This is a genomic window from Desemzia sp. C1 (assembly GCF_020882875.1).
Taxonomy (GTDB): Bacteria; Bacillota; Bacilli; order Lactobacillales; family Carnobacteriaceae; genus Desemzia; species Desemzia incerta.
Genome location: NZ_JAJIZP010000003.1, coordinates 1070961 through 1094384, shown reverse-complemented (window position 1 = coordinate 1094384; position 23424 = coordinate 1070961). Strand labels below are relative to the sequence as shown.

Sequence of the window (23424 nt, the reverse complement as noted above, 5' to 3'; positions counted from 1 at the left end):
CTTTAAAGTACATCAATTTTGAGTAGTTATTTCACAGGCAATAGGAAAAACCTCACCTACTTATGATACGGTTCATTCTTCATAATTCTAAACCCACGATAGATTTGTTCGACCAACACCAGTCGCATCAATTGATGAGGCAACGTCATTTTTCCAAATGAAATTTGAGTATTGCTTCGATCCATAACGGCTTTACTTAGACCTAACGACCCGCCTATAACAAAGACGATATTGCTTTTACCTTGGATGCCCAACTGTTCGATTTCTTTAGAGAAAGCTTCAGAAGTCCGTTGTTTCCCTTCAATCGCTAAAGCAAAGACATACGCTTGATCGGGTATTTTTGCCAGGATTCGTTCTCCTTCTTTTTCTTTCACTTGAATCATTTCCGCTTCACTCAATTTTTCAGGAGCTTTTTCGTCAGGAACTTCCACCAATTCTAACTTGCAGTACGCGCCTAATCTTTTAGAGTATTCTTCGATACCCATTTTTAAGTACTTTTCTTTCAACTTTCCAACACTAATAATTTTAATATTCACAGTTATCCCCCTTTGACCACATGTTATCCACAATAGTTATCCACATATCCACAATTTTAAAACTGTATCTAGTGTCCGAAAATATGTTCATCACTAAATGTAGTTTTGTGGATAACTATTTTTACTGATCTATCCACAGATAATTTTTATGCATTTTTTAGTTTTTTTTTTTCAAAACCCTAACTAATAAACATTAAAGAGCTATATAAATAATATTTATAATAGTTGTGCACAGCCGTTAAAAACTTTGTGGATAACTTTTCCACCTTGAAAATAGTAGCTTTCTCTTTATTTTACAAAAGTTATCCACAAAAAGCGAGCTTTACTTTGCCTCGGTTCTGAAAACTATTCTTTATTTTCCGCATAAAAAAACGCTGGTGAGTAATAAACTCATCAGCGTTTTTTGTCAGGTTACTTAAAATGACTTTTTTTACATCATGTCATCCGAAGAAGTCATTGTCACGTTGACAGTTACCAATTCTCCGCCACGATAAACTTCGATTTCAACTTCTTGTCCTACATCTGTTGAGTAGATCGCTTGACGCAATTCTATCGTGTCTGTGATCTCTTCTCCATTAAAGCCTACGATTACATCATATTGTTCCAGACCACCTTGTTCAGCAGCAGAACCTGCTTCAACTTGTGCAACCACAACACCTGAGTTCACGTCATCAGGTAATTCAAGAACTGCGGATTGTTGTTGTTCAGAGATTTGGCTCAAGTCCAATAGGCTGATTCCCAATACAGGACGAACCACTTCACCATTTGCTTCCAACTCTGCGATGATCTCAACTACATCGTTACTTGGAATCGCAAAGCCCATTCCTTCAACAGTATCTGAAGAAATTTTCATTGAATTGATTCCAATAACCTGACCTGCAATATTTACTAACGCTCCACCAGAATTTCCTGGGTTGATTGCTGCATCTGTTTGGATGGCTGTCATTTCCCAATCGGCAGCTCCATCGCCATCAATATCAGCTGGAACACTTCTATTTTTAGCCGAGATGATTCCCGAAGTTACAGAAGAAGCATAGTTGGTTCCTAATGGAGATCCAATAGCAATAGCTGGTTCTCCGACATTCAATAGATCTGAATCTCCAAATTCCGCAACAGTCGTCACGTTTTCAGAAGAAATTTTTAAAACAGCTAAATCTGTCCAAGAGTCTGCTCCTACTAACTCAGCCTCTACCTTAGTGCCATCTTTCATCAAGACTTCTATTGCATCTGATCCTTCGATAACGTGGTTGTTGGTAACGACATACGAGCTGTCTCCATCTGTTTTATAGATGACCCCGCTACCTTCTCCAGCAGTTTGTAATTGGTCATCTTCTTGAGCGGATTCTGTAGTTCCAAATAAGCCGTTGAATCCTTCGATATTTTGCTGCTGCATGTTAATGACTGAAACGACTGCGCCTTCTACTTTCTCTACAGCTTCTGTGATATCTGACGTAACTTCTACTCGAACTTGAGTTGTGTCTGCTTCATTTTGGGTCGGAGAAGTTGATTCTGTTCCTTCATTAGAAGCAGTTTGGCAACCAGCAAGCGTTAATGCTGCTACACCTACTAGTAAACTTCTAGTTAATTTTGTTGACTGTTTTTTTCATTTTCCGATCTCACCTCTTAATATTATTTTCCGCATGGACTGATTGATCTCTATACTTCTTGCAATGACCCTGTGATAAATAAAGATACAGTCATTAATCAATATCCCACTCTGCTATGAATTCATTTTATCTAAGATTCTTGAATTTTATATGAAACAATTTAGATAAAATATCCACTTTTCTTTTTTATTTTATCACAAACGGCTGTTTTTATGACATATAAGCTCCTTCAGCAAGCTACAATAAAAAAACACAACAGCATTTGTTGTGTTTTTTTGGGAATCCTTTTTATTCCATCACTTCGTTTTGCTGATATCTGAATTTTCCCACATATAGTACCCTGCTGAAAGATTGACCCGTGCAGTCGTAATGATTCGTTTAAGAGCCATATCATTAATCTCTGAAAGTTTGAATCGATATAAGTTGCGTTTTATCTCTTTTAACTGATGTTTGTCCTTAGGTCGGCGTTCATACAAGACCATCAATAAATATAAATTTAAACGCAGATACATTTCTTTTATCAACCACAGTAAATCTAATTGGATCGATTGAGATTCAAGACGTTCCAACGCTCTAAGGAGCGCTGCGGATCCAGAGTAATAATTTTCAACCTTAGTGCTTTCCCATTGGTGATTTTCTGACATATAATGATAACGAGGTTCTGATACGTATATGATAGAACGACTTTTTAAAAACAGCTGACAACAGACATCAAAATCCTCATACAAATGTATATTTTGATCAAACATGATCACTGGTTCTTCTGTAAATAGTTTGATCGAAAACAGTTTGTTGCACAAAAAACTTTCTGTACGATTTTGCAGCAGCAGCAAGCGGATAGCTTCTTCTGCAGATAAAAACCGCTTATCCTCTGGACCTGGAGGAAAGATCAATTCATCCCTTGTTTCTTCTACATACTTACAATCTGCAATATCAGCTTCATGAATGGTTATTGTGGTCATCAATTGCTCAAACATGATTTCCTCAACCCAATCAGCTGGATGAACGAAACCGATCCAATCACCTTTAGCTGCTAAAATACCCACGTTACGAACTGCAGATAGTCCAATCTGGTTGGTATTGATCAGACGGAAACGATTATCCAGCTTTTGATATTTTTCACAAATTAATTTGCTTGAGTCGGTTGAACCATCATCTATTAATATAATTTCCAGACGGTGATACGTTTGATAGCGTAAGCTGTTTAAACACCTCACCAGATACTTTTCCGAATTATAAACAGGCAGGATAATTGAAATCACTATTCTTACCTCCTTTCCAGCTCAACCGATTCAAACTACTCTCTTATTCTTCTATTCCATAATATTGATAAGCAGGATTTTCTTCCCTTTTTTTATCATTATAAACAACACCGATAACATTTGCATGAACGTGCTCCAGCAATTCTTTTGCTTTATACAAACTCTGCTTTTCAGCTACCCCATCCCGAATGACAAAAACGGTCCCATCAGTTTTATTTGCCATCACTTGTGCATCGGTCACTGCTAAAATAGGGGGAAGATCAAAAATAATCAAATCAAAATGTTTCTTCATATTTTCAATCAGCTGGTCCATTCGTTTAGAAGCTAAAAGTTCCGAGGGATTAGGAGGGATCAAACCACAAGTCAATACAAACAGATTCTTTTTGGTCGTGCGATGAACCACATCTTGGATAGTCGTTTTATTTTCTGTCAATAAGTTGGTCAATCCTCTATGGTTTACAAAATTGAACAGTCGATGGACACTAGGATTTCGCATATCTGCATCGATCAGCAATACCCTCTTACCCTGGGACGCAAATACCACGGCCACGTTAGATGCTACTGTAGTCTTACCTTCTCCTGGGGCAGCAGAAGTGAACATCAGCGTACTGAGTTGCTTATCTACCATTGAAAACTGGATATTTGTCCTCAGGGTTCTGAATTCCTCCGAAATAATTGAACTTGGTTTTATCAATGTGATCAAACTATTGAGTTTCTCACTATGGGAAGTTTTTTTATGATTAAACATGAGTAGGCTCCTTTCCAGCAATGTGTTTTACTTCTGTAGAAGATACTTTTTTTGTTTCATCAATAGATTGGATAAGGTCATTCATTTGAATCAATTCCTTTTTGCTTATGGTTGAAATAGCACCTAATGGCAACCACTCTAAATGTTCAGCAGCAAAATTTTCATCATGGACTTTTTTGTCTGCTAAATTCTGAACCAGAATGAGTCCTAAACCGAATACGGACCCCATTAAGGCACCAATCACAATGTTGAACAAGTAATGAGGTGAGATAGGTTCAGTGGGGATACGCGCCGGGGATAAAATAGCTGCATTGTCTATATTAATCACTGATCCTACGTTTTCTTTAAAAATCATTGCAATGGTGTCTGCAATCAGAGCAGCGCGCATGGGATCTGCATCTTCCACTCGAATACTAAAAATTTGGGAATCTGTCTGAGTGATGACTTCCATTTTTCCTTTTAATTCTTCTTCAGAAAGTGTGTTGTCCAACTCTTGTCGGACCTTATCTAACACAATGGGATCTTGGATGATATCTCGATAAGTATTGATCATTTGGATATTCGTCTCAATATCCCCTAATTCCAAAGCCTGAGCAGAATCAACAGGCCTGCTGACCAGTATTTTCGTTTCCGCACTATACTGCGGAACAATAACATAAGTAGTTAAAATATGAGCGGAACTAATTCCGATCAATAAAAAGGCTAAGATCCAATACCATTTTTGTCTGATTAAGCGTCCTAATTCAATGACTCCAATAACTCTATTCATCTAAATTCCTCCTATTTTAACAAATAATTTTCGTTACAAATAAATAGAGAGTAAGTGATTAATTAATTAAGTATGTTTGTAGGTTTTCATTCATAAAGAGATGGTAATGGGGATGTGATTTTATGGTGATCATAACAATTAAATGGTTTATATTTTAAAAGAGTATTCCAAGAATGCAACGGCGCACCGTGTGCCGTAAATAAAGATGCGTGAGGTGCTTTATTGTTGGGTCGAGGACAAGATTGAGTCATTTACTGTATGCTTCATTCTTGGAATTACTCTTTGGGGAACAATAAAATGACCGAAAACAGACTTTTTGTATATGAAAGTACGGTAAACAAAACTACCATAGACTATTCATTTGCAGTATCGAAGTGATATTAGATAGGGTAATAGTATGAAGGTTAAATGCATATAAAGGTGTTAAACTTACTTGCAGAAAAATACATGGGGAAAAGTACAAGACTATCCAACTGAGTGAATGCCAGAAACTATACTGATGAAGAATAGCGGCCGTCTTATATGATTGACAAAATTCTACCATGGTTTATTTTAAAATTAAAATAGAAGCCCGGCAAAAATTTATTTTTTGTTGGATTTGTGACAAAAAAACGAACAGCATAGGTTTATTCCTACGCTGTTCGTATTTTTGATTTTATATAGAAAACAATAATGAAGGTTCGTCAGGATCTGTATCGTATAAAGTAAATGTTTCGCCAACGCCTTTTCCTTTTTCCCTCAAGATACTGTCGACTGTATCATGAGCAATAGCTTTCATATTGTTGTCTTTGCTTAAATGACCTAGATAGATTCGCTTAGTGTTGTCTCCAATCACGTCGCATAAAGCCAAGGCTCCGTCTTCATTAGACAAATGTCCTTTATCGCCTAGAATACGTTGTTTCAAACTCCATGGATATCTTCCCATGCGCAGCATATCTAAATCGTGATTGCTTTCAAATAAATAGGCATCCGCATTGGCCACTACTCCACGCATACGATCACTGACATACCCTGTATCTGTCAACATCACGAAAGATTTATTGTCTTTGTGGAAGCTGTAAAATTGGGGAGCGATCGCATCGTGAGATACACCAAAGCTTTGAATGTCTATATCGCCAATCGTCATCGTTTTTCCCATTTCAAAAAGATGTTTTTGTTCCATTTTGATATTCCCAATAATAGGAGACATTGCAGACCAGGTCTTCTCGTTTGCATAAATGTCTAGATTATACTTTCTTGCCAAGACACCTACACCATGAACATGATCTCTATGCTCATGAGTCACTAAGATACCGTCTAAATCTTCTGGAGTACGGCCAATTTGGCTTAACAAGGCGGTCGCTTTTTTACCACTCAGCCCGCAATCGACCAGCAGCTTCTTTTTATCGGATTCAATGTATGTAACATTCCCTGAGCTTCCGCTCGCTAGAATGCTAATCTTTAATCCTTCTGTTTGTATCGCCATTTTGAACCCTCGTCCCTTTTATCTTTTATTTCGTATTTACCTCAATAACTACTGGCATTTACATTTATCCTCACTCTAGCAAGAATAAGAATAAATGTAAACACAGCTTCAGCACTATTTTTTACTCTTTTGAACTGCTTTCTTCGTTTGGTTGAATAGGCGTTTCATTCGTTGCCTCTTGAATCACATTCCCATTTACAGCATCTACTTTCTTGATGATGGTATCTGTACTAGTCACCACTTCTACCAACCAAACAGGAACATACATACTCAGGTCTTCCAAACTCAACGTTCTGTTATAAATCAATAACGGCTTGCGTACTTTAGCTCCTGAAGGCACTTCACTGTTTTGGTAAAGAATCTCCACTGCATCTTGGTCGGTAATCAATTTTCTGCTTTGTCCTTGGACAGTAACTGGACCAGCATAGGTTTGTTCATAAGAAATGATCTCTTTTTTGCCATTTAAGTGGAAGATGATATTTGATGTTCCGTCAACGATTGGAATGTTTTTCGCTACTTGCCCATAAATGATTTGGCGAGTGGAAGGAACATACCGTATAAATTGGTACTCATCTCCAAACAAGATCGCATCACTCAAAACGAATTCTGACAGAGTCGCAATATCTTTCGTTGTCAGCTCTTCACCTTCTGACAATTGAATCGGATCCGACAAAATACTAGCATACAAAGACCCATTATCTTCAATGACACCAGTTTGTTTCGTTAATTGTTCCGCGTTTTCTTCCAATAAATTATTGGCTGCAGCTTGAACGTAAGGAACATCATGTTTTTCATCTTCAAATTCAGGCAATTCAATGTTTTCATCTTTCATTTCTTGGACCAAATTGATTTGAGTCGCTGCATTGCCAGTAAAACCATTTTCGTAATTATCCAACACACGATACAACAAGTATCCGTTCAAGACAAGAAAGGTCACGATAAAGATGATTTCGATTTTTTTAAAATCCATCATCCGCACCTCCTTTGTCTTCGTTTACTACTGACTGCAAGCTCATCCAATTTCCATTGATCTCAACATACCAACTTGGTACCAGGGTCACAACACGATTGGATTCACTGCTGTAATTCCATATATAACCTACTTTGATATCATCAACAGTTTCCAAGTCGTGTCCAGCATTAGCTAAAACTTCTTCTATGTTTTGCGAGGAATACATTTTTTCATCTGAATGATCATCTGATATGGGCGTTTGAGCAACAATTGTCGGCATTTCTAAACTGGTCACATTATTGTCTGCGACTGTTATAAATGTACCACCATAATCCGGTTCTCCGAATATAGGATATCCTTTAATATATCGTCGAAACTCCACTTCAGTAGTTACGGAAGAATACCCGTAGTAATACACTTCATTTGGCCAATGCTCGTATCGAATCAACTTGTTGAAACTATTCAGTACTGTAGTCGTCAAACTAACCCCTTCATTCGTTACAGAAGGACGCGTATACGTCAGCATATCTTTATCGTTATTAATACTTAATTCACTGAAATAGTCGTAATAACGAGATAGCTCATCATTGATCACCGTTTGGATTTCTGATGTATCTTCAAATAATCGCTCAATAAACAAGCTATTTGGTTGTTCTTCCACTAAATAATTCAATACCGGCATTTCAAATGGTTCTACTGGAAGATACACAATGTGTTCTTTCAAAGAGACAGACTCAGCTTGTAAATATTCGACTTTGTCATCATTCAATACTTGTGTTAACAAATCAAGATCTATATTGGACGCTTCAGCCTCATAAAACAACATGGAATGAGTATTGTAGAAATAAACACTTTGCGGATTATCTATCGGAATATACATTCTGTTAAACGTCCGATTCTCATATTCTCGAGGTAAAAAAGAAAACGTTTCTTGATACACTCCAAAAGGGATACTGTTAGAAAAAATAAGTTCAACAGCTCTGGACTCAGTAACGGATTCTATATAATTGTCTCCGTTCAACGTAATCGGGTCAGCTATATCCGTTACTTCCCACTCTTGAAAAACAGAGAACATATTCCCTAGAACCTTTGAATCTTTGGTTAACAGACTAGATTGACTCGTATGATAAACCACTTCTGTTGGACCAAATACTGAAGATAACTGTCGATCAAACGTAACGGAAGAAATAACAGAAGTCTCAGGAGTATCTGTTTGCACAACATATCCTCCTGGATTTCTCCATATAAGAACTGTTAAAAACAAACTGAGCATGATTAAAACAGTTAGTGTAATTTTTCTGATTAACGCCCAATTCATTCCCAATCACCTTCTTCATAAGGAACATAAGGGAGTGAAATGTAGAATGTGGTCCCTTTTCCTTCAATGCTGTCTGCCCAAATTTTTCCGCCATGATGCTGGATGACTTCTTTTGATATTGCTAATCCTAAACCAGTTCCACCCATAGATCGAGCTCTTGCTTTGTCTACTCGGAAGAATCGGTCAAATACATGGGTCAAATCTTTTTTCGGAATCCCCATCCCTTGATCTGAAATACTTAGCACGACATTATTGTGTGTTTTTACTAAACGACACGTGATTACTCCGCCGTCTGGAGAATATTTGAATGCATTATTTAGAATATTATCCAGCACTTGCATGATTTTATCAGCATCTGCTTCTACCCATATGTCTTGCTTTGTAATTTCTCTTACAATCGTATAATCTTTTACTGGATTGTCTGTTGTCGTATTAAGCATCATTTCAAAGCGATCTAATACATGATGGAACAGCTCATTTAAATTGATTACTTCCAATTGCAGATTAGCTTTTCCTGAATCCATTCTGGATAGATCTAATAAATCTTGAACCATTCGAATCATACGATTTGTTTCTTCTTGAGTCACTTTTAAGAACTGAGGAGCGATCTCTTCATCTCTCCAAGCACCATCGCTCAATGCTTCTAGATAACTTCGCATACTTGTCAACGGCGTACGCAATTCATGCGATACATTGGAAACAAACTCTTTTCGTTCTCGTTCGATTTTTTCTTGTTCGGTTACATCATGCAACACACAAACGAGACCACTAATAAATCCAGACTCTCTCTGAATCAAAGAAAAACCTCCACGCAGAATCAACGGCGTTTCGTTTGTCGAAAAATCAAATAAAATTTCTTCTTCTACTTCTAATAATTGTCTCAAAGTCATTTCGTTATTCAATACTTCTGTTATAGATTGTCCTAACGCTATTTCCTGGGAAATATTTAACATTTCTTGTGCTTTTTCGTTGATGATCACCACTTTACCGCGGCGATCCGTTGCAATAACGCCATCTGTCATATGAGAAAGAACACTGTTCAGTCTTCGCCGTTCAGCTTCTGTCGTTTCCTGCGCTTCTTCCACTCTAGTAGACAATTCATTGATCGCACTAGACAATTGCCCTAACTCATCTTCCCCATGAACTTTTAATTGCCCAGAATAATCTCCTTCAGCAATTTGAATCGTCTGCTGTTTCATCTCTGAGATGGGTTTAGTAATGGCACGCGAAACAAACTGAGTCAGTATGATCACTAAAGCAATTGCAATCAAGGCAGAATTGATGAAAATAATACTGATTTCATTTACTTGCTCATAAATCGTTTCAATATTCGTCTCCAACATAATGACCCCTAAAATATCTTTAGAACCTCCTATATAAATAGGAGAAACCAACTTCCATCTGCGGTCGTTGGTTAAAGGATCTAAGTATTGGCTGGTCACATTATTCCCAAGCAATAAAGATTGGTGAATATCCGGATCTGTGGATTTTCTCCCAATCAATGATTGTTGCGTATTGTCGCTTGTGCCGATGATATAGTATTCAGGGTCAATAACTTGTACTTCAATGACCCCGCTTCCGGAAAAATCTCTCAATAAATTAGCAATACTGGCTTCTTTATCTTTATTTTCCTCATCTAAAAGAATAGGCTGCAAGGTGTTTTCTAAGAAATCAACTTGGATCCGACGATCTTCTTTAAAATTGTCTACTAATTGATTTTCTAATTGTGTTACAAAGTTAGCGCCTATGATCTCTAGCGTTATTGTCAACAGAAGAATAAAAATAAGCACAATTTTAAAATTGATAGACTGGAAAAATTGAATTCTTTTTTTCATTAGCTACTCCTGTTCAGGGTTTCTCAAATAATAACCGACACCACGTCTGGTAATTAACCATGTTGGGTGACTTGGTTTGTCTTCTATTTTTTCTCTTAATCGTCTAACTGTTACATCGACTGTACGAACGTCTCCAAAATAATCGTAGCCCCACACAGTTTGCAGTAAATGCTCTCTAGTCATCACTTGTCCTAAATGATTAGCTAGATAATGCAGCAATTCAAACTCACGGTGTGTCAACTCAATCGTTTCTCCGCGTTTTGACACAATATATGCATCAGGGTGAATCACTAACGCTCCTACTTCGATATCATTTGAAACTTCTTCTTCAACTTGAGGTGCTCTTGTGTGCTGTCTTCTCAAGTTGGCTTTGACACGCGCCACTAGCTCTCGATTTGAAAAAGGTTTCGTTACGTAGTCATCAGCTCCAAGTTCAAGCCCTAATACCTTATCGATTTCAGCATCTTTTGCTGTTACCATAATGATCGGCATGTCATGTTTTTTGCGTACTTCTCTACAAACTTCCAAGCCATCCATTTTTGGCAACATTAAATCTAATACAATTAAATCTGGAACAATTTCTTCTGCTTTTTCAACGGCTTCTTCTCCGTCATAAGCAGTATAAACATCATAACCTTCTTTAGTTAAATTAAATTTAATAATATCTGAGATTGGTTTCTCATCGTCTACAACCAATATTTTTTTCATCTTCTGCCCTCCTCGATATACGAGTAATTATCTATATAAAACGCATTTTCCTAACTTTCATTATACATAATCTAGAAAAGAAGTGCAAAAAGGGGTAACAATCTTTTCATACGCCAATATGACTAAAAAGGCCGCACCACTTTATCAGGTGCAGCTTTCATTTGAGCATCTAGTTTTGTTCTTCTCTAGATACACACATGGCTACAGTCTCTCCTGCAATACCGTCTTTTGTGTAATCCATTTTTACTGTAGTCTCGTCATCCATACCTTTTATAACTACTACTGGTATAACTAATGGAATGTCTTTTTCTTCAAAGTACGCTCGACTAAACGTAGCCAGTACGTCTCCTTTAGTAACATGCATCCCTTTTTTTAAATCAGATTGGAATCCTTTTCCTTGCAGACTGATCGTATTGATACCAATGTGTACTAAGACTTCAACGCTTTCATCTGTTTCGATCACATAGGCATGTAAAGTGTCTGCAACTTGATATAATACGCCGCTGACAGGAGCCACAACGTATTCTGATGTCGGAATGACAGCAAATCCTTCACCTACCATTTTTTCTGAAAAAACAGGATCTGGAACTTCTTCCAAGCGAATAATTTCTCCATCAGCAACAGTTACAAGCTGGAACCTGTCCCACTTTTGTCGATCGTCAACATGATTTGAATTGTTTGCTTGCGCCAACTTATTTTCCTCCAACTATCTCTATTCTATTTGCCTTATCTTTTTGTATTGTAAAACAAATAAAGGGTTATTACTACACTTTTCCTACTTTTTTCTCACGGTATCGTCACTGTATTCACATTTGCGCAACTGGTATGTGTAAAATAGTTCTCGAGAGCCAATAATTTTACTGGAAAAAAGAAAGAAGGCACTTTATCATAAATGTATGCTTTGCAGGGCAAATACATAAATGAAAGAGGCCTTCTTATGGATAAGATTATATCAAAGGTTTATCAAATAATAAAGGATTCAAGCAACTTAATAGAAACAGAAGAAGCGATTCAAGGCTATATGTATGATGTGTTCGCTCAGTTAATGGGTCAGATTTTGTCGAACTTCAACGAAGTGATCAAAGAGGAAAAACAACGTGAAGGTTGGAAAGTAAAACGAGCAGATTGGAAAACGGTTCAATTTATCTTCGGTCCCGTTCGGTACCGGCGTACGCTAATGGTGGATACTAATAATCAGAACCATTATCCACTAGATGAATGGTTAGGCATTCGAAAATATCAACGCCATAGCCCACTAGTAGAAGTAAAAGTGTCAGAGTTGGTGAGTAAAGCTACTTATCGAGATACCGCAGCTATTCTAAACGAATGGACGGCCATTACGCTGAGTCATCAAACAGTCGGCAGTCTTCTTAAACGCGTTGGAGCAGCACAATCACGTGAGGATGAAGAAAATGTATTGGAACTAGAAGAAGCCACGGAGTTGCCCGAAGGAAAAAAGGTGGACTATTTTTACGCCGAAGCGGATGGGGTTTTTGTACGTGGGACAGAAAAGAAAAAAAGCTTAGAAGTTCGTCATGCCATCCTTTACGAAGGCTGGGAGAAAAACGGAAAGCGCGTTTCTTTAAAAGAACCTAAAGCCATCATGACGACTAAAAAAACCGCTGGTTTTTGGGCAGAAGTCCAAGCTTTTACAGCGAATCATTATGCCTTACAGCAAGCTCAAATCATTACCAATAGTGACGGTGGACAAGGGTATACCGCAGACAAATTCCAAGAAGCTTTTTCTCAATCGAACTATCCTGTTTTAAATCAACTAGACTCTTATCATGTCTTCCAAGGCTTAAACCGCGCGTTTGGATCGCAAACTAACGTTTTTAAACAGCATGTCCGTCAAGCATTAAAAACGTATGATTTAGATGAATTAACTATTTGGTTGGATACGTATGAAAGTACATTAGACGAGACACCGGCAGTGGAAAAATTGAATACGTTCAGAACATACGTATTACGGAATTGGGATCGGATTTTCGACTGGCGTGAAAAAGCAGAACAAGTGCCGAAGGACGCAAGAGGTTTAGGCGCAATGGAGTCGAATCAACGGCATATTTCTTTTCGAATGAAAAAACGTGGGATGCATTGGAGCGCAGAAGGCTGTGAAGCTATGGTAAAAGTAAAACAAGGCATGTTCAATCACACCTTACGCGAAGCCTATCTTCATCAGCAAAATAGAAGTACTCGGCAACAACGCAAGTTGAAACAAACGGTTCGTTTATCGTCGTTATTGCATGAGAAAACACGGCAATCAGTTGGTGCAAAGAATGGGACGATTCCATTATATGCCTCTCATTCATCGGCAATAGGACAATTAATCAAAAGTTTTCGTTAATTCCTGTCTTTTGGGAGAAGGTTCCTGGTTTTAGGAACGTTCTTCCAAAAGATGGGCTAGCAAGCGGCGGAGCCGTGCGGTAGCTGACAAGTGTACAAAAATAGAGTGCCTAAACTAGCGGAGTAATAGGACGCTCGAGAAAAACTTGACACAAACGCGCAACTGTTTTTGTTTGGAGAAATTTAAGATAAATGATAGACTAAACTTAGAATAAAGGGTTTTCTCATTTAGAAACAACGTTATCAAAGTAAGCGTAAGTGGTTTGCTTGATTTTAAGCCAACTTGCGTTCATAATATGTTCAAAATATACTGATAGGAGGTCAATTTCAACTATGTCTATTGGATTTTATATTGCCATAGCTATTGTCGTATTAGCTATTGTCGGTCTTGTTGTTGGCGGGTTGATAATGAAAAAACGAATCAGCAGTTTAATGGATGAAGTAAATACTGTTGTGTTGGATGTTAATCATACCGTTGATCGATTCAACAATGATATAAATGCCATCAATACAAAAGTTACCAATATCCAAACTCGTGCTGAGTCGATGATCCAAGACGTCACAAATAAACAACAGTATATCGAAGAATTTTCATCAAAAACTTCGGAATTTAGTGATTCAGTCAATCACTTAAAAACTTCCGGAACGGAATTAAAAAATCAATTTGTGACATCTCCTGGGAAAACTACTAAACGAACTTTCCCAGCTCTTGTCAAAGCAGGAAAAACTGCTCAAATCATGTTTGAGAAACGCCGTAAAAAATAACAGACAATTAATTAATAATGAAAAGAGGGTCATATTATGGGAAACAGCAATATGGGAAAAACGTTGATCGTTGGATTAGCTGCAGCAGCAACTGCTTTACTTTTTGCTCCTAAATCAGGGAGAGAACTAAGAGAAGATTTAAAAGAACAAGGTTTAGATTTAAAAGATAAAGCTATGGATAGAGTAAATGAATTAGCGGATGAGTTCAAACAAACTTATCAGGAAGTAGGAGAAGAAATGGATTATGCAAATCCAGATCCTGAGTTGAGCGAAACGATTGCGGATATTGAAAATGATTTGTATCATCCGCATCAAGAAAAAGCAGACGTTATGCCACCTGAACCAACAGATTTAGTGACTCCGCCTAATGGACTTACTCATCCGGATCCTGCTGGAGCTGGAGATTTACCGGTACCGCCTGTAGAGCCAGATGTTTTACCAACAGCTGAGCATCCTGCAGTAGATCCGCTTGATCCGCATAACCCAAACAATCCTTTATAAAATATTCAACAATTAAAAGCCCTGTAAAACCAATCTTAATGGTTTTACAGGGCTTTTATTGTTGCTGATTTAAATTTTTGAATAAAAGATTACTCGTTTACTTTTTTCACCCATGCTGAAACTGAACCAGCATTTACTGGGAAGATTCCTACACCATTCTCATCTAATGTGACTTCGTCTTGACGATGTCCCAAGTAATCATAAAAGACTTCCCCAGCTCTCTCTTCACCGAAGGACATTTCTTTAAAGCCTTCTTCACTATTAGATAGCACAACCGCTAATCCATCTGGGTGATCTTCATCCCCCGATCTCGTCCAGCCAATGCAATTAGCATGATCGATATAATCAACTTGTTCACCATAAGCATAATTCTTTCTAACACAAATCAATTTATCCAATATCTCTGGTTGCCCGTCAATTGGATTCTCACCTTTCAATCCATAATAATCACCATAAAAGACTGTAGGGTATCCATACTTTCTCAATAGAATAATACTGTAAGCTAGTGGTTTGAACCAAGGCTCTACATAAGATTCTAATGCTTGAGACGGTTGAGAATCATGGTTATCAACAAATGTAACTGCCGAAGTGGGTCTTTTTTGCATCAATGTTTCGTCAAATAATGGGCGCAAATCATATGCATTGCCTTCTTTAGATGCGTTGGATAGCTTGTAATGCAGCGAAACATCGAATAAGCTGATGTCTTCATCAAGGGTATTTAAGTATTCTTTCAAATTTCCATATTTTTGGTCCCAATACTCAGCTACTACAAAGAAGTCTTCACCGAATTCTTCTCTTATTCCACATACGAGATCATTAATGAAGTCCGCATGGATGTGTTTTACAGCATCTAATCTAAACCCGTCTATTCCAGTTTCTTTGATAAACCAGCTGGCCCAATTTTTAACCTCATTAACCACATCTGCATTATCATAATCGATATCTGCAAACATCAAATAGTCATAATTACCAAACTCATTAGCAACTGCTGAATCATCCGCCCAACTTTTACCATCTTCCGCAATACGAAAAATACTTTTCTTATCGTTTATCTGATCATAATCAATACCGCTGAAGTGATGATAGTTCCATATAAAGTCAGAATATTTTCCTTGGCGTCCTGGGAAAGTAAATTTTGTCCATCCTTCAATTTCATACGGTTCGGATATTTCTTTGTTTCGATCATCTTCAGCTACCTCTACTGCCATGAAACGTTCCGTTTCGTCTGCTCCGCCTTTATGGTTCAATACAACGTCTGCATAAACTTGAATTCCATATTTATGAAGTTCTTCTATGGCATCTAATAATTCTTGTTTAGTCCCGTATTTCGTACGAATTCCGCCTTTTTGATCAAATTCACCTAGATCATATAAGTCATATATACCGTAACCTTCATCGTTATGTGTTACCCCTTTAAATACCGGTGGAATCCAGACAGCTGTAATGCCAATGTCGTGTAAATGTGCCGCATCTTCTTTTAGACGCTGCCAATGTTTTCCGTCAGCATCAATATACCATTCAAAATATTGCATCATTGTTCCATTCATAACCATCGTTCTTCCCCCTAAATAAATTCAATAGAATCTATAGTATTAGTACTGTTAAAAAACAAATATAACTAAATCATAAAACTTTATTGATTTAATAGCAATTTTAAAGCTCCAAGGAGTTGGGAATAATAGTAAAGTTCCATATGATAATTCAAATATCTGCTTTTTGAACACAGTACGAAAAGCAATACTAGAAATCTATAAACAAAAGGCCGAACGAGAATGTTATTTTCTCGTTCGGCCTTTAATTGAAGAAACATGGTTAGATAACATTTGTACGGCTCCTATTACCCTATATATGTTTTCGCCATGTATTTCGATTGAACAAAATTAAGATTGGAAAGATTTCCAGCCTTCCTGCTATCATCGCAAATGATAAAACCAGTTTAGAAAAATCACTAGCATGTGCAAAACTTGCTAATGGACCGACAGTACCCAGACCAGGCCCAATATTATTGAAGGTAGCAGCTACTGCACTAAAAGCAGACGTGAAGTCAGGTGCATCAAAACTAATCAGCAGTAACAAAGCAAAAAAGATGATCATGTAAATAACGAAATAATTCGTTACACTATGTTTGACTTCTTTATCTAAAGGCTTCCCTTCATACTTGATCGTCACTATTCTATTAGGATTAGCGTTTCTTTTGAATTCAGAAACGGCTGTTTTCCATAAAATAGCTACTCTGGAAATTTTTAATCCTCCCGCTGTAGAACCAGCACTTGCTCCAAAAAACATCAAGATAAGCAAAACAGTTTGAGAAAATACGGGCCAACTGCCAAAGTCAGCGGTAGAAAAACCAGTGGTAGTGATAATAGATGAAACTGAGAAAAAGACATCACGGAGCATTCTCCAAAAAGAATCATAATGAGAAAAAAGATTTAGGCAAATCAACGTTACGGCTGCTAAAACAATGCCTATGTACCATCTCAGTTCTTCACTTTTAAGCACTTCTTTGATTTGCCCTATCAGCACTAAGTAAAATAAGTTAAAATTCACACCGAAAATCAACATTGAAAAACTTAATACATAATCTATATACGCACTATCGTAAGAAGCAATACTTCCATTTTTGATACCAAACCCTCCAGTACCAGCTGCGCCAAAGGCATGCAATAAGGCATCAAAAAAGTTCATTCCTCCAAAAAGGAGCAAAATCACTACTACAGCAGTCAAAATCAAATAGATTTTATATAAAATACGCGCTGAAGATGAGAGTTTTGAAACCAACTTGCCAAAAACTGGTCCTGGTACCTCAGCTTTCATGATGTGTACAGATTCAGACTCTATTTGAGGCAATATTGCTAAAGCAAATACTAATATTCCCATTCCACCAATCAAATGAGTAAAACTCCTCCAAAATAAAGAAGACTGAGCTAAGGCTTCTACATCAGTCAAAATGCTTGATCCAGTAGTTGTAAAACCGCTGCTGGTTTCAAAAAAAGCATCAATCAATCTAGGTATATCTCCGTTTATCACAAACGGAAGTGAACCGAAAAATGATAGCAAGATCCATGATAAAGAAACAATTATAAATCCTTCTTTAGCAAACATGTTCTTTTTAATCGGCTTTTTACTGCTTAGTAAATAACCAATAGTCAGTAACAGTAAACTAATAGATAAAAAACTAAACGGATATTTCCATTCTTCTCGATAAATCAAACTGACTACCAATGGAGCGACTAATAGTATTGCTTCTACTTGCAATAGTCTCCCAATCGTATATTTTACCATGCTAAAATTCAATTGTGCTGCTCCTTTATTTTAAAATATCGTCTATATCATCATATTTTTTTTCTTTTGTAATCACAATAATATGATCATTTGGTTTGATTACGTCTTGTCCACCTGGAACGATCAATTTTTTCCCTCTAATGATATACGCAATCAACAAATGATTTTTTATTGGCAAAATTTCTAACGGCTTATTTATGACACGACTAGTTTCTTTCACTTTAAATTGGAGAGCCTCTACTTGATTGTCTGCTAATCTGAATAAAGCTTCTACATTTGAAACAGATGTGTTCGTTAATGAACGGACAAATTGTAAAATACTATTAGCAATCACTCTCTTTGGAGTCACAACTGTTTGCAGTCCCATAGTCCCAAATATTTTCAACAACAGTGTTCTATTCACCTTCGTCACGATTTTCTTCACATTTTTTTGAGAAGCGTATAAGGATGTAATGATGTTTTCTTCATCAACACCTGTTAAGCTGATAAATACATCATAGGCTTCCAGACGTTCTTCTTCTAAAAACTCTTGATCCGTACCATCTCCGTGAATGACCATAATGTTAGGAAAAACATCACTTAACTCTCTCGCTTTTTCCGGATCATTTTCAATGACTTTTATGTCCATTTTATACTCTTTTAACATATTGATTAGATAGTACGTGATACGTCCTCCGCCAACAATCAAAACTGATTTCATTTTAGCTCGATTGTCTCCAATCAGCTTATAAAACTTGTTCACCTCTTTTAATGAGCTGACAACAAAAATATGATCTCCTTCTCTTAGAAAATCATCTCCAGAAGGAATAAGCACTTCATCGCCCCGTTGAATAATAGCCACTAAGATATTCCCATAACGTGTTCTAAAATTCTTTAAACTCATATCTCGTAAAGGACTATTTGCCTTAATCTTTAGTTCTACTATATTCACTCGATTATTAGCAAATGATTCTACACTTAATGCAGTAGGATATTTGATTACTTTCATAATATCTTTTGCTGATTCTAGTTCAGGAGTAATCATCATTGTAATTCCAAGGCTTTCTCTTACGAAATCCAGATGCTTTGTATATTCTGGATTTCTCACTCGAGCAATCGTATATTTGGCTCCTAATTTTTTAGCAATCGTAGCCGACATAATATTGATTTCATCTTGTGACGTTACCGCAATGAATATATCGCATTTTGGAACATTGGCTTCCATTTGCAAATCATAACTAGCTCCATTTCCAACTATGCCTGTTATATCATATTTGCTAATCAGGGCGTTCAATCTTTTACTATTTTTTTCCATCAATATAATGTCATTCCCCTCAGACGAAAGTTCAGAGCATAAAACTTCTCCAACTTTTCCGCCTCCAGCAATGATAATATTCATAAGTATTCTTCCTCCTAATATGATTGCATTATAACTGCAACAATAATTGGTAATGGTATGTGCTGTTAAATAATTACTCATTCAAATAAAAAATAAAAAGTGGTCAACAGATGTATTCTAGCAGAATGAGTAGAAAATACAATGATTCTATGAAATATTATTTCCTGGGAAATAATATCAGTTTTATATATGTACTTATTATCAACTTTCGATCTGCATAACTAAGCTCTAAAACAGCAGCTATTGAATCAATTTATATCTTATAACCTTTTAAAAATAAAAAAAGAGATAGCACACGTTTTTACATGCTTTCGCATTAACGTATAACTATCTCATGGATTTGGCTATCCAATATATGGGCTGTGGGGGGCTCGAACCCTCGACCCGCTGATTAAGAGTCAGCTGCTCTGCCAACTGAGCTAACAACCCGTTCGTATCACAGTAAAAAAATTATAGCACATCTTTTTACTGTGATGCAATTTTTTTTATCATTAAATCTGGAATTATTCATTGCTGTTTATTAGTTGAGATTCTGTGACGAACTCAAACAATTCAGCAGATTGATTCTTATTGAGTTGAATATATTTTTCTTGTTCTTCTATTACAAGCTCAACTTGGTCCTTATTTGGACTGATCCATAGATCATAATTCGAACCAATCGACTGATCATCGCCTTCAAATTGAGATTTGTAATGCGGAGGCTGTGTCATTAATACGACTCCATTTTTCCATCGTACATCTTCTAGTAACTCCGCTGCTTTTTTTACGACATCATTATCCGTTATTTCTTTAAATAACTCGTATTGATCTTCTTCTCCCACGCGCTTTTGCACTATGATTTTATTTCCCGAAGAATTGGCTTCGTTTGAACAGCCTGTCATAAAAATTGAAAAAAACACTATACAGATCATCAAATATTTTGTGATTTTCAACAACAACACCCCTTTACTAAGGAGAAGCTTGTTAGTAAATCAACCTTAAATAAAACACGTCTGTAATTTTATTTTACATCAAAATATTCAATAATCAATAACGTTAATAAAAGAACTTGTTTTTATTCCTATTGTCTTATCCTTCAGACCAAATATCTTCTAAAATATTCGTTTGTTCTCGACCAGGTCCTACTGAGAAAGTAGAAATACGAACACCGACCAGCTCAGAGATACGATTTACATAATTACGAGCATTTTCTGGCAATTCTTCTAAAGAACGGCAGTTAGTAATATCTTCATTCCAGCCTGGTAACTCTTCATAAATTGGTGTGCACTCTGCTAGTTCTTTTAAGCTTGCTGGATAATGCAAGATTTTTTCTCCATTACGCTCATAAGCTGTACAAATTTTAACCGTGTCCAATCCGCTTAACACATCAATAGAATTCAAAGACAGATTCGTAATACCTGAAACACGTTTTGAATGACGCATCACCACAGCATCAAACCATCCAATACGACGCGGACGTCCAGTTGTTGTACCGTATTCTTTTCCAATATCTCGAATTCTTTGGCCGATTTCATCATGCAGCTCAGTAGGGAAAGGACCGTCTCCTACACGAGACGTATAAGCTTTACATACGCCAACTACTTTATTGACTTTTGACGGACCAACTCCGCTTCCTATAGTAACTCCGCCTGCTACAGGATTAGAAGAAGTCACAAATGGATAAGTTCCTTGATCGATATCCAGCATAACCCCTTGCGCGCCTTCAAATAATACATTTTTCCCAGCATCTAATGCCTCATTCAAAATTACTGAAGTATCTGTCACATATTTTTTGATTTCTTGACCATATTGATAGTACTCTTCAAAGATGTCTTCAAAAGCAATTTCTGTTGAGTCATATAATTTAGTAAACAATCTATTTTTTTCTTCTAAGTTTCTGCGCAATTGTTCTTCAAATAATTCTTTGTCTAGTAAATCGGCAATACGGATTCCTACTCGAGAAACTTTGTCCATATAAGCTGGACCAATTCCCTTAATGGTAGTCCCTATTTTGTTTTCGCCTTTAGATTCTTCTTGCAATTGATCCAATTGAATGTGATAAGGCAATATGACATGAGCTCGATCTGATATTCTTAAATTATCTGTACTGATTCCTCTTTCATGCAAATAAGCCAATTCTTTAATCAGAGCTTTAGGATTTACAACTACTCCGTTCCCTATGACGCTGATTTTTTTTGAAGAGAAAATTCCAGAAGGAATCAGATGAAGTTTATATGTTACTCCACCAAATACAATGGTGTGTCCTGCATTATCTCCACCTTGATAACGAGCAATTACTTCAGCATTTTCACTCAAAAAATCTGTGATTTTTCCTTTACCTTCATCGCCCCATTGCGTACCGACCACTACTACAGAAGACATATAAACACCTCATTCATATTTTTAAAAATCCTTTAGTAGTGTACCAAGAAAGAGACTACTATTCAATAAAAAACGAATATTAATATCTTTTTTATTGAAAAAACAGTTCAAAAGCGAACTATTTTCAATAAAACAATAATAAAAAAGCTTATAAACGAACGTGAGCGTTCATTTATAAGCTTTCGATTATTGCGGGATAGCATCTTCAGGATAATAAGATAAAGAAGAAAACTTATTATACTCTTTGATAAACAGTAACTTGACTGTTCCCCTTGCACCACTTCTGTTTTTTTCAATAATGACTTCAATAACATTATCTTCATCTGCTTCACTATTATCATCATCATTGTCTTGACCTTCTCGATCGTAATAATCATCACGGTAAAGAAAAGCAACAATATCCGCATCTTGTTCAATAGATCCTGATTCTCGAATATCACTTAAAACAGGTCTTTTATCTTGTCTTTGTTCTACACCACGAGACAATTGAGACAGCGCAATAACAGGAACCTTCAATTCTTTGGCTAATTTTTTCAATTGACGAGAGATCTCTGATACTTCTTGCTGACGGCTTTCTTTACCAGTCCCTTCAATCAATTGAAGGTAGTCAATTAAAATAAGCCCCAAGTTGCCTTTTTCTTGTTTTAATCGACGACATTTCGCTCTAATTTCCGCTACACGTATTCCTGGTGTATCGTCAATATAAATACTCGCTTTAGACAAACTACCCATGGCGATGATCAAACTTTGCCATTCTTCTTCTGTTAAGTTACCCGTTCTTAAATGACTGGCGTCTATGCTTCCTTCAGAACACAGCATACGGTTAACAAGAGACTCAGCACCCATCTCCAAACTGAAGATAGCTACTGTTTCATCTGTTTTAGTTCCAACGTTCTGTGCAATATTCAAAGCAAATGCCGTTTTACCAACGGCTGGTCTAGCTGCAAGAATGATCAATTCTTCTTTTTGCAGCCCGGCGGTCATCTTATCCAACAATTTATAACCAGTGGGTAACCCCGTGATTTCTTCATCGTTTTGATACAGTTGATCAATTTGAGCCACAGTAGAGTTCAAGATGTCTGAAATGGACAAAAAACCTGTCCTGCTTCGTCTTTCAGAAACTTCTAAGATACTTCGTTCAGCATCATCTAAAATCGAAGCAACCTCATCAGATTCTTCATATCCTTTAGCAACGATTTCCGTAGCGGTATGGATTAAATTCCGCAGAATAGACTTTTGTTCAACGATTTTTGCATAATACTCCATATTAGCTGCAGTAGGAACCGCAACCGCTAAATCTGCTAAGTAAGGGATTCCGCCCACATCTTCTAATTGATTTTTTGATTCTAGTGCGTTTGTTACCGTAACAATATCAATTGCTTCATTTTCATCGTTCAAATTCATCATCGCTTGAAAAATCAACTGATGTCCGCGTCTATAAAAGTCTTTTGCTTCAATAAACTCTAAAGCACCAACTAATGTATCCGCATCTAAAAAGATAGATCCTAGTACTGCTTGTTCAGCTTCAATACTCTGTGGTGGTAAACGATCTTGGAATGCTTCATTTGCCAAGTTTTTCTACTTCCTTTCA

General features: G+C 36.8%; 19 protein-coding genes, 1 tRNA gene and 1 pseudogene. 3 read left to right on the top strand and 18 right to left on the bottom strand.

Translation table 11 applies throughout. From position 1 onward, the window contains the following. Nucleotides 1-56 precede the first annotated feature (56 nt). From rlmH to LMF32_RS05695, 11 genes and pseudogenes are all read right to left on the bottom strand, one after another. Complete coding sequence (gene rlmH / locus LMF32_RS05745; RefSeq protein ID WP_230524135.1) at nt 57-536, bottom strand: 23S rRNA (pseudouridine(1915)-N(3))-methyltransferase RlmH; 480 nt, start codon at nt 534-536, stop codon at nt 57-59. Between the two features lie 430 nt (nt 537-966). Then, nucleotides 967-2010: pseudogene (locus tag LMF32_RS05740) on the bottom strand (trypsin-like peptidase domain-containing protein); the annotation flags it as partial. A gap of 429 nt (nt 2011-2439) precedes the next feature. Continuing rightward, nucleotides 2440-3405, bottom strand: a complete 966-nt coding sequence (locus LMF32_RS05735) for a glycosyltransferase family 2 protein (protein ID WP_230524134.1) — start codon at nt 3403-3405, stop codon at nt 2440-2442. A 43-nt stretch (nt 3406-3448) separates the two neighbouring features. Next, nucleotides 3449-4153: a CpsD/CapB family tyrosine-protein kinase gene (locus tag LMF32_RS05730; protein ID WP_230524133.1), complete on the bottom strand. Its 705-nt coding sequence runs from the start codon at nt 4151-4153 to the stop codon at nt 3449-3451. Then, nucleotides 4146-4922 (bottom strand): Wzz/FepE/Etk N-terminal domain-containing protein, encoded by a 777-nt coding sequence (locus LMF32_RS05725; protein WP_230524132.1) that lies wholly within the window; start codon nt 4920-4922, stop codon nt 4146-4148. The genes LMF32_RS05730 and LMF32_RS05725 overlap by 8 nt, the downstream gene beginning before the upstream one ends. A gap of 655 nt (nt 4923-5577) precedes the next feature. Next, entirely contained in the window at nt 5578-6387 is an 810-nt protein-coding gene (locus LMF32_RS05720) for an MBL fold metallo-hydrolase (RefSeq protein WP_230524131.1), read from the bottom strand. 121 nt (nt 6388-6508) lie between these two features. Beyond that, nucleotides 6509-7357 (bottom strand): two-component system regulatory protein YycI, encoded by an 849-nt coding sequence (yycI, locus tag LMF32_RS05715; protein WP_230524130.1) that lies wholly within the window; start codon nt 7355-7357, stop codon nt 6509-6511. Next, the gene (yycH, locus tag LMF32_RS05710) at nt 7347-8657 is read right to left on the bottom strand and encodes a two-component system activity regulator YycH (protein WP_278046271.1); all 1311 of its coding nucleotides are present in this window, start codon (nt 8655-8657) and stop codon (nt 7347-7349) included. Before yycH ends, yycI begins: the two co-directional genes overlap by 11 nt. Next, nucleotides 8654-10492, bottom strand: a complete 1839-nt coding sequence (walK, locus tag LMF32_RS05705) for a cell wall metabolism sensor histidine kinase WalK (RefSeq protein WP_092480408.1) — start codon at nt 10490-10492, stop codon at nt 8654-8656. Before walK ends, yycH begins: the two co-directional genes overlap by 4 nt. A 3-nt stretch (nt 10493-10495) precedes the next feature. Beyond that, nucleotides 10496-11200, bottom strand: a complete 705-nt coding sequence (yycF, locus tag LMF32_RS05700) for a response regulator YycF (RefSeq protein ID WP_230524129.1) — start codon at nt 11198-11200, stop codon at nt 10496-10498. 169 nt (nt 11201-11369) lie between these two features. Continuing rightward, nucleotides 11370-11891 carry a PTS glucose transporter subunit IIA gene (locus LMF32_RS05695; protein ID WP_230524128.1) on the bottom strand — a complete coding sequence of 174 codons (522 nt, stop codon included), beginning with the start codon at nt 11889-11891 and terminating at the stop codon, nt 11370-11372. 246 nt (nt 11892-12137) lie between these two features. Between LMF32_RS05695 and LMF32_RS05690 the strand changes: the two genes are divergently transcribed. From LMF32_RS05690 to LMF32_RS05680, 3 genes are all read left to right on the top strand, one after another. Further along, on the top strand, nt 12138-13547 hold the full coding sequence (locus LMF32_RS05690; protein ID WP_230524127.1) for an ISLre2 family transposase: 1410 nt from the start codon (nt 12138-12140) through the stop codon (nt 13545-13547). Between the two features lie 332 nt (nt 13548-13879). After that, nucleotides 13880-14311, top strand: coding sequence for a hypothetical protein (locus LMF32_RS05685; protein ID WP_230524126.1), 432 nt, complete (start codon nt 13880-13882; stop codon nt 14309-14311). Nucleotides 14312-14347: 36 nt separating this feature from the next. Further along, nucleotides 14348-14812, top strand: a complete 465-nt coding sequence (locus tag LMF32_RS05680; RefSeq protein ID WP_230524125.1) for a YtxH domain-containing protein — start codon at nt 14348-14350, stop codon at nt 14810-14812. 89 nt (nt 14813-14901) lie between these two features. On the opposite strand, the gene LMF32_RS05675 is transcribed toward LMF32_RS05680, so the two are convergent. The 7 genes from LMF32_RS05675 to dnaB all read right to left on the bottom strand — a co-directional run bounded on the left by LMF32_RS05675 (nt 14902) and on the right by dnaB (nt 23405). After that, on the bottom strand, nt 14902-16365 hold the full coding sequence (locus tag LMF32_RS05675; protein ID WP_230524124.1) for an alpha-amylase: 1464 nt from the start codon (nt 16363-16365) through the stop codon (nt 14902-14904). 289 nt (nt 16366-16654) lie between these two features. Then, nucleotides 16655-18106, bottom strand: a complete 1452-nt coding sequence (locus LMF32_RS05670; RefSeq protein WP_230524123.1) for a TrkH family potassium uptake protein — start codon at nt 18104-18106, stop codon at nt 16655-16657. Nucleotides 18107-18119: 13 nt separating this feature from the next. After that, nucleotides 18120-19472: a Trk system potassium transporter TrkA gene (gene trkA, locus LMF32_RS05665; protein ID WP_230524122.1), complete on the bottom strand. Its 1353-nt coding sequence runs from the start codon at nt 19470-19472 to the stop codon at nt 18120-18122. 356 nt (nt 19473-19828) lie between these two features. Then, nucleotides 19829-19901: transfer RNA gene (locus LMF32_RS05660), tRNA-Lys, on the bottom strand. 74 nt (nt 19902-19975) lie between these two features. Next, entirely contained in the window at nt 19976-20404 is a 429-nt protein-coding gene (locus LMF32_RS05655) for a hypothetical protein (protein WP_230524121.1), read from the bottom strand. Between the two features lie 136 nt (nt 20405-20540). After that, nucleotides 20541-21833 carry an adenylosuccinate synthase gene (locus LMF32_RS05650; RefSeq protein WP_230524120.1) on the bottom strand — a complete coding sequence of 431 codons (1293 nt, stop codon included), beginning with the start codon at nt 21831-21833 and terminating at the stop codon, nt 20541-20543. A 186-nt stretch (nt 21834-22019) separates the two neighbouring features. Next, on the bottom strand, nt 22020-23405 hold the full coding sequence (gene dnaB, locus LMF32_RS05645) for a replicative DNA helicase (RefSeq protein ID WP_230524119.1): 1386 nt from the start codon (nt 23403-23405) through the stop codon (nt 22020-22022). Between the last annotated feature and the right edge of the window lie 19 nt (nt 23406-23424).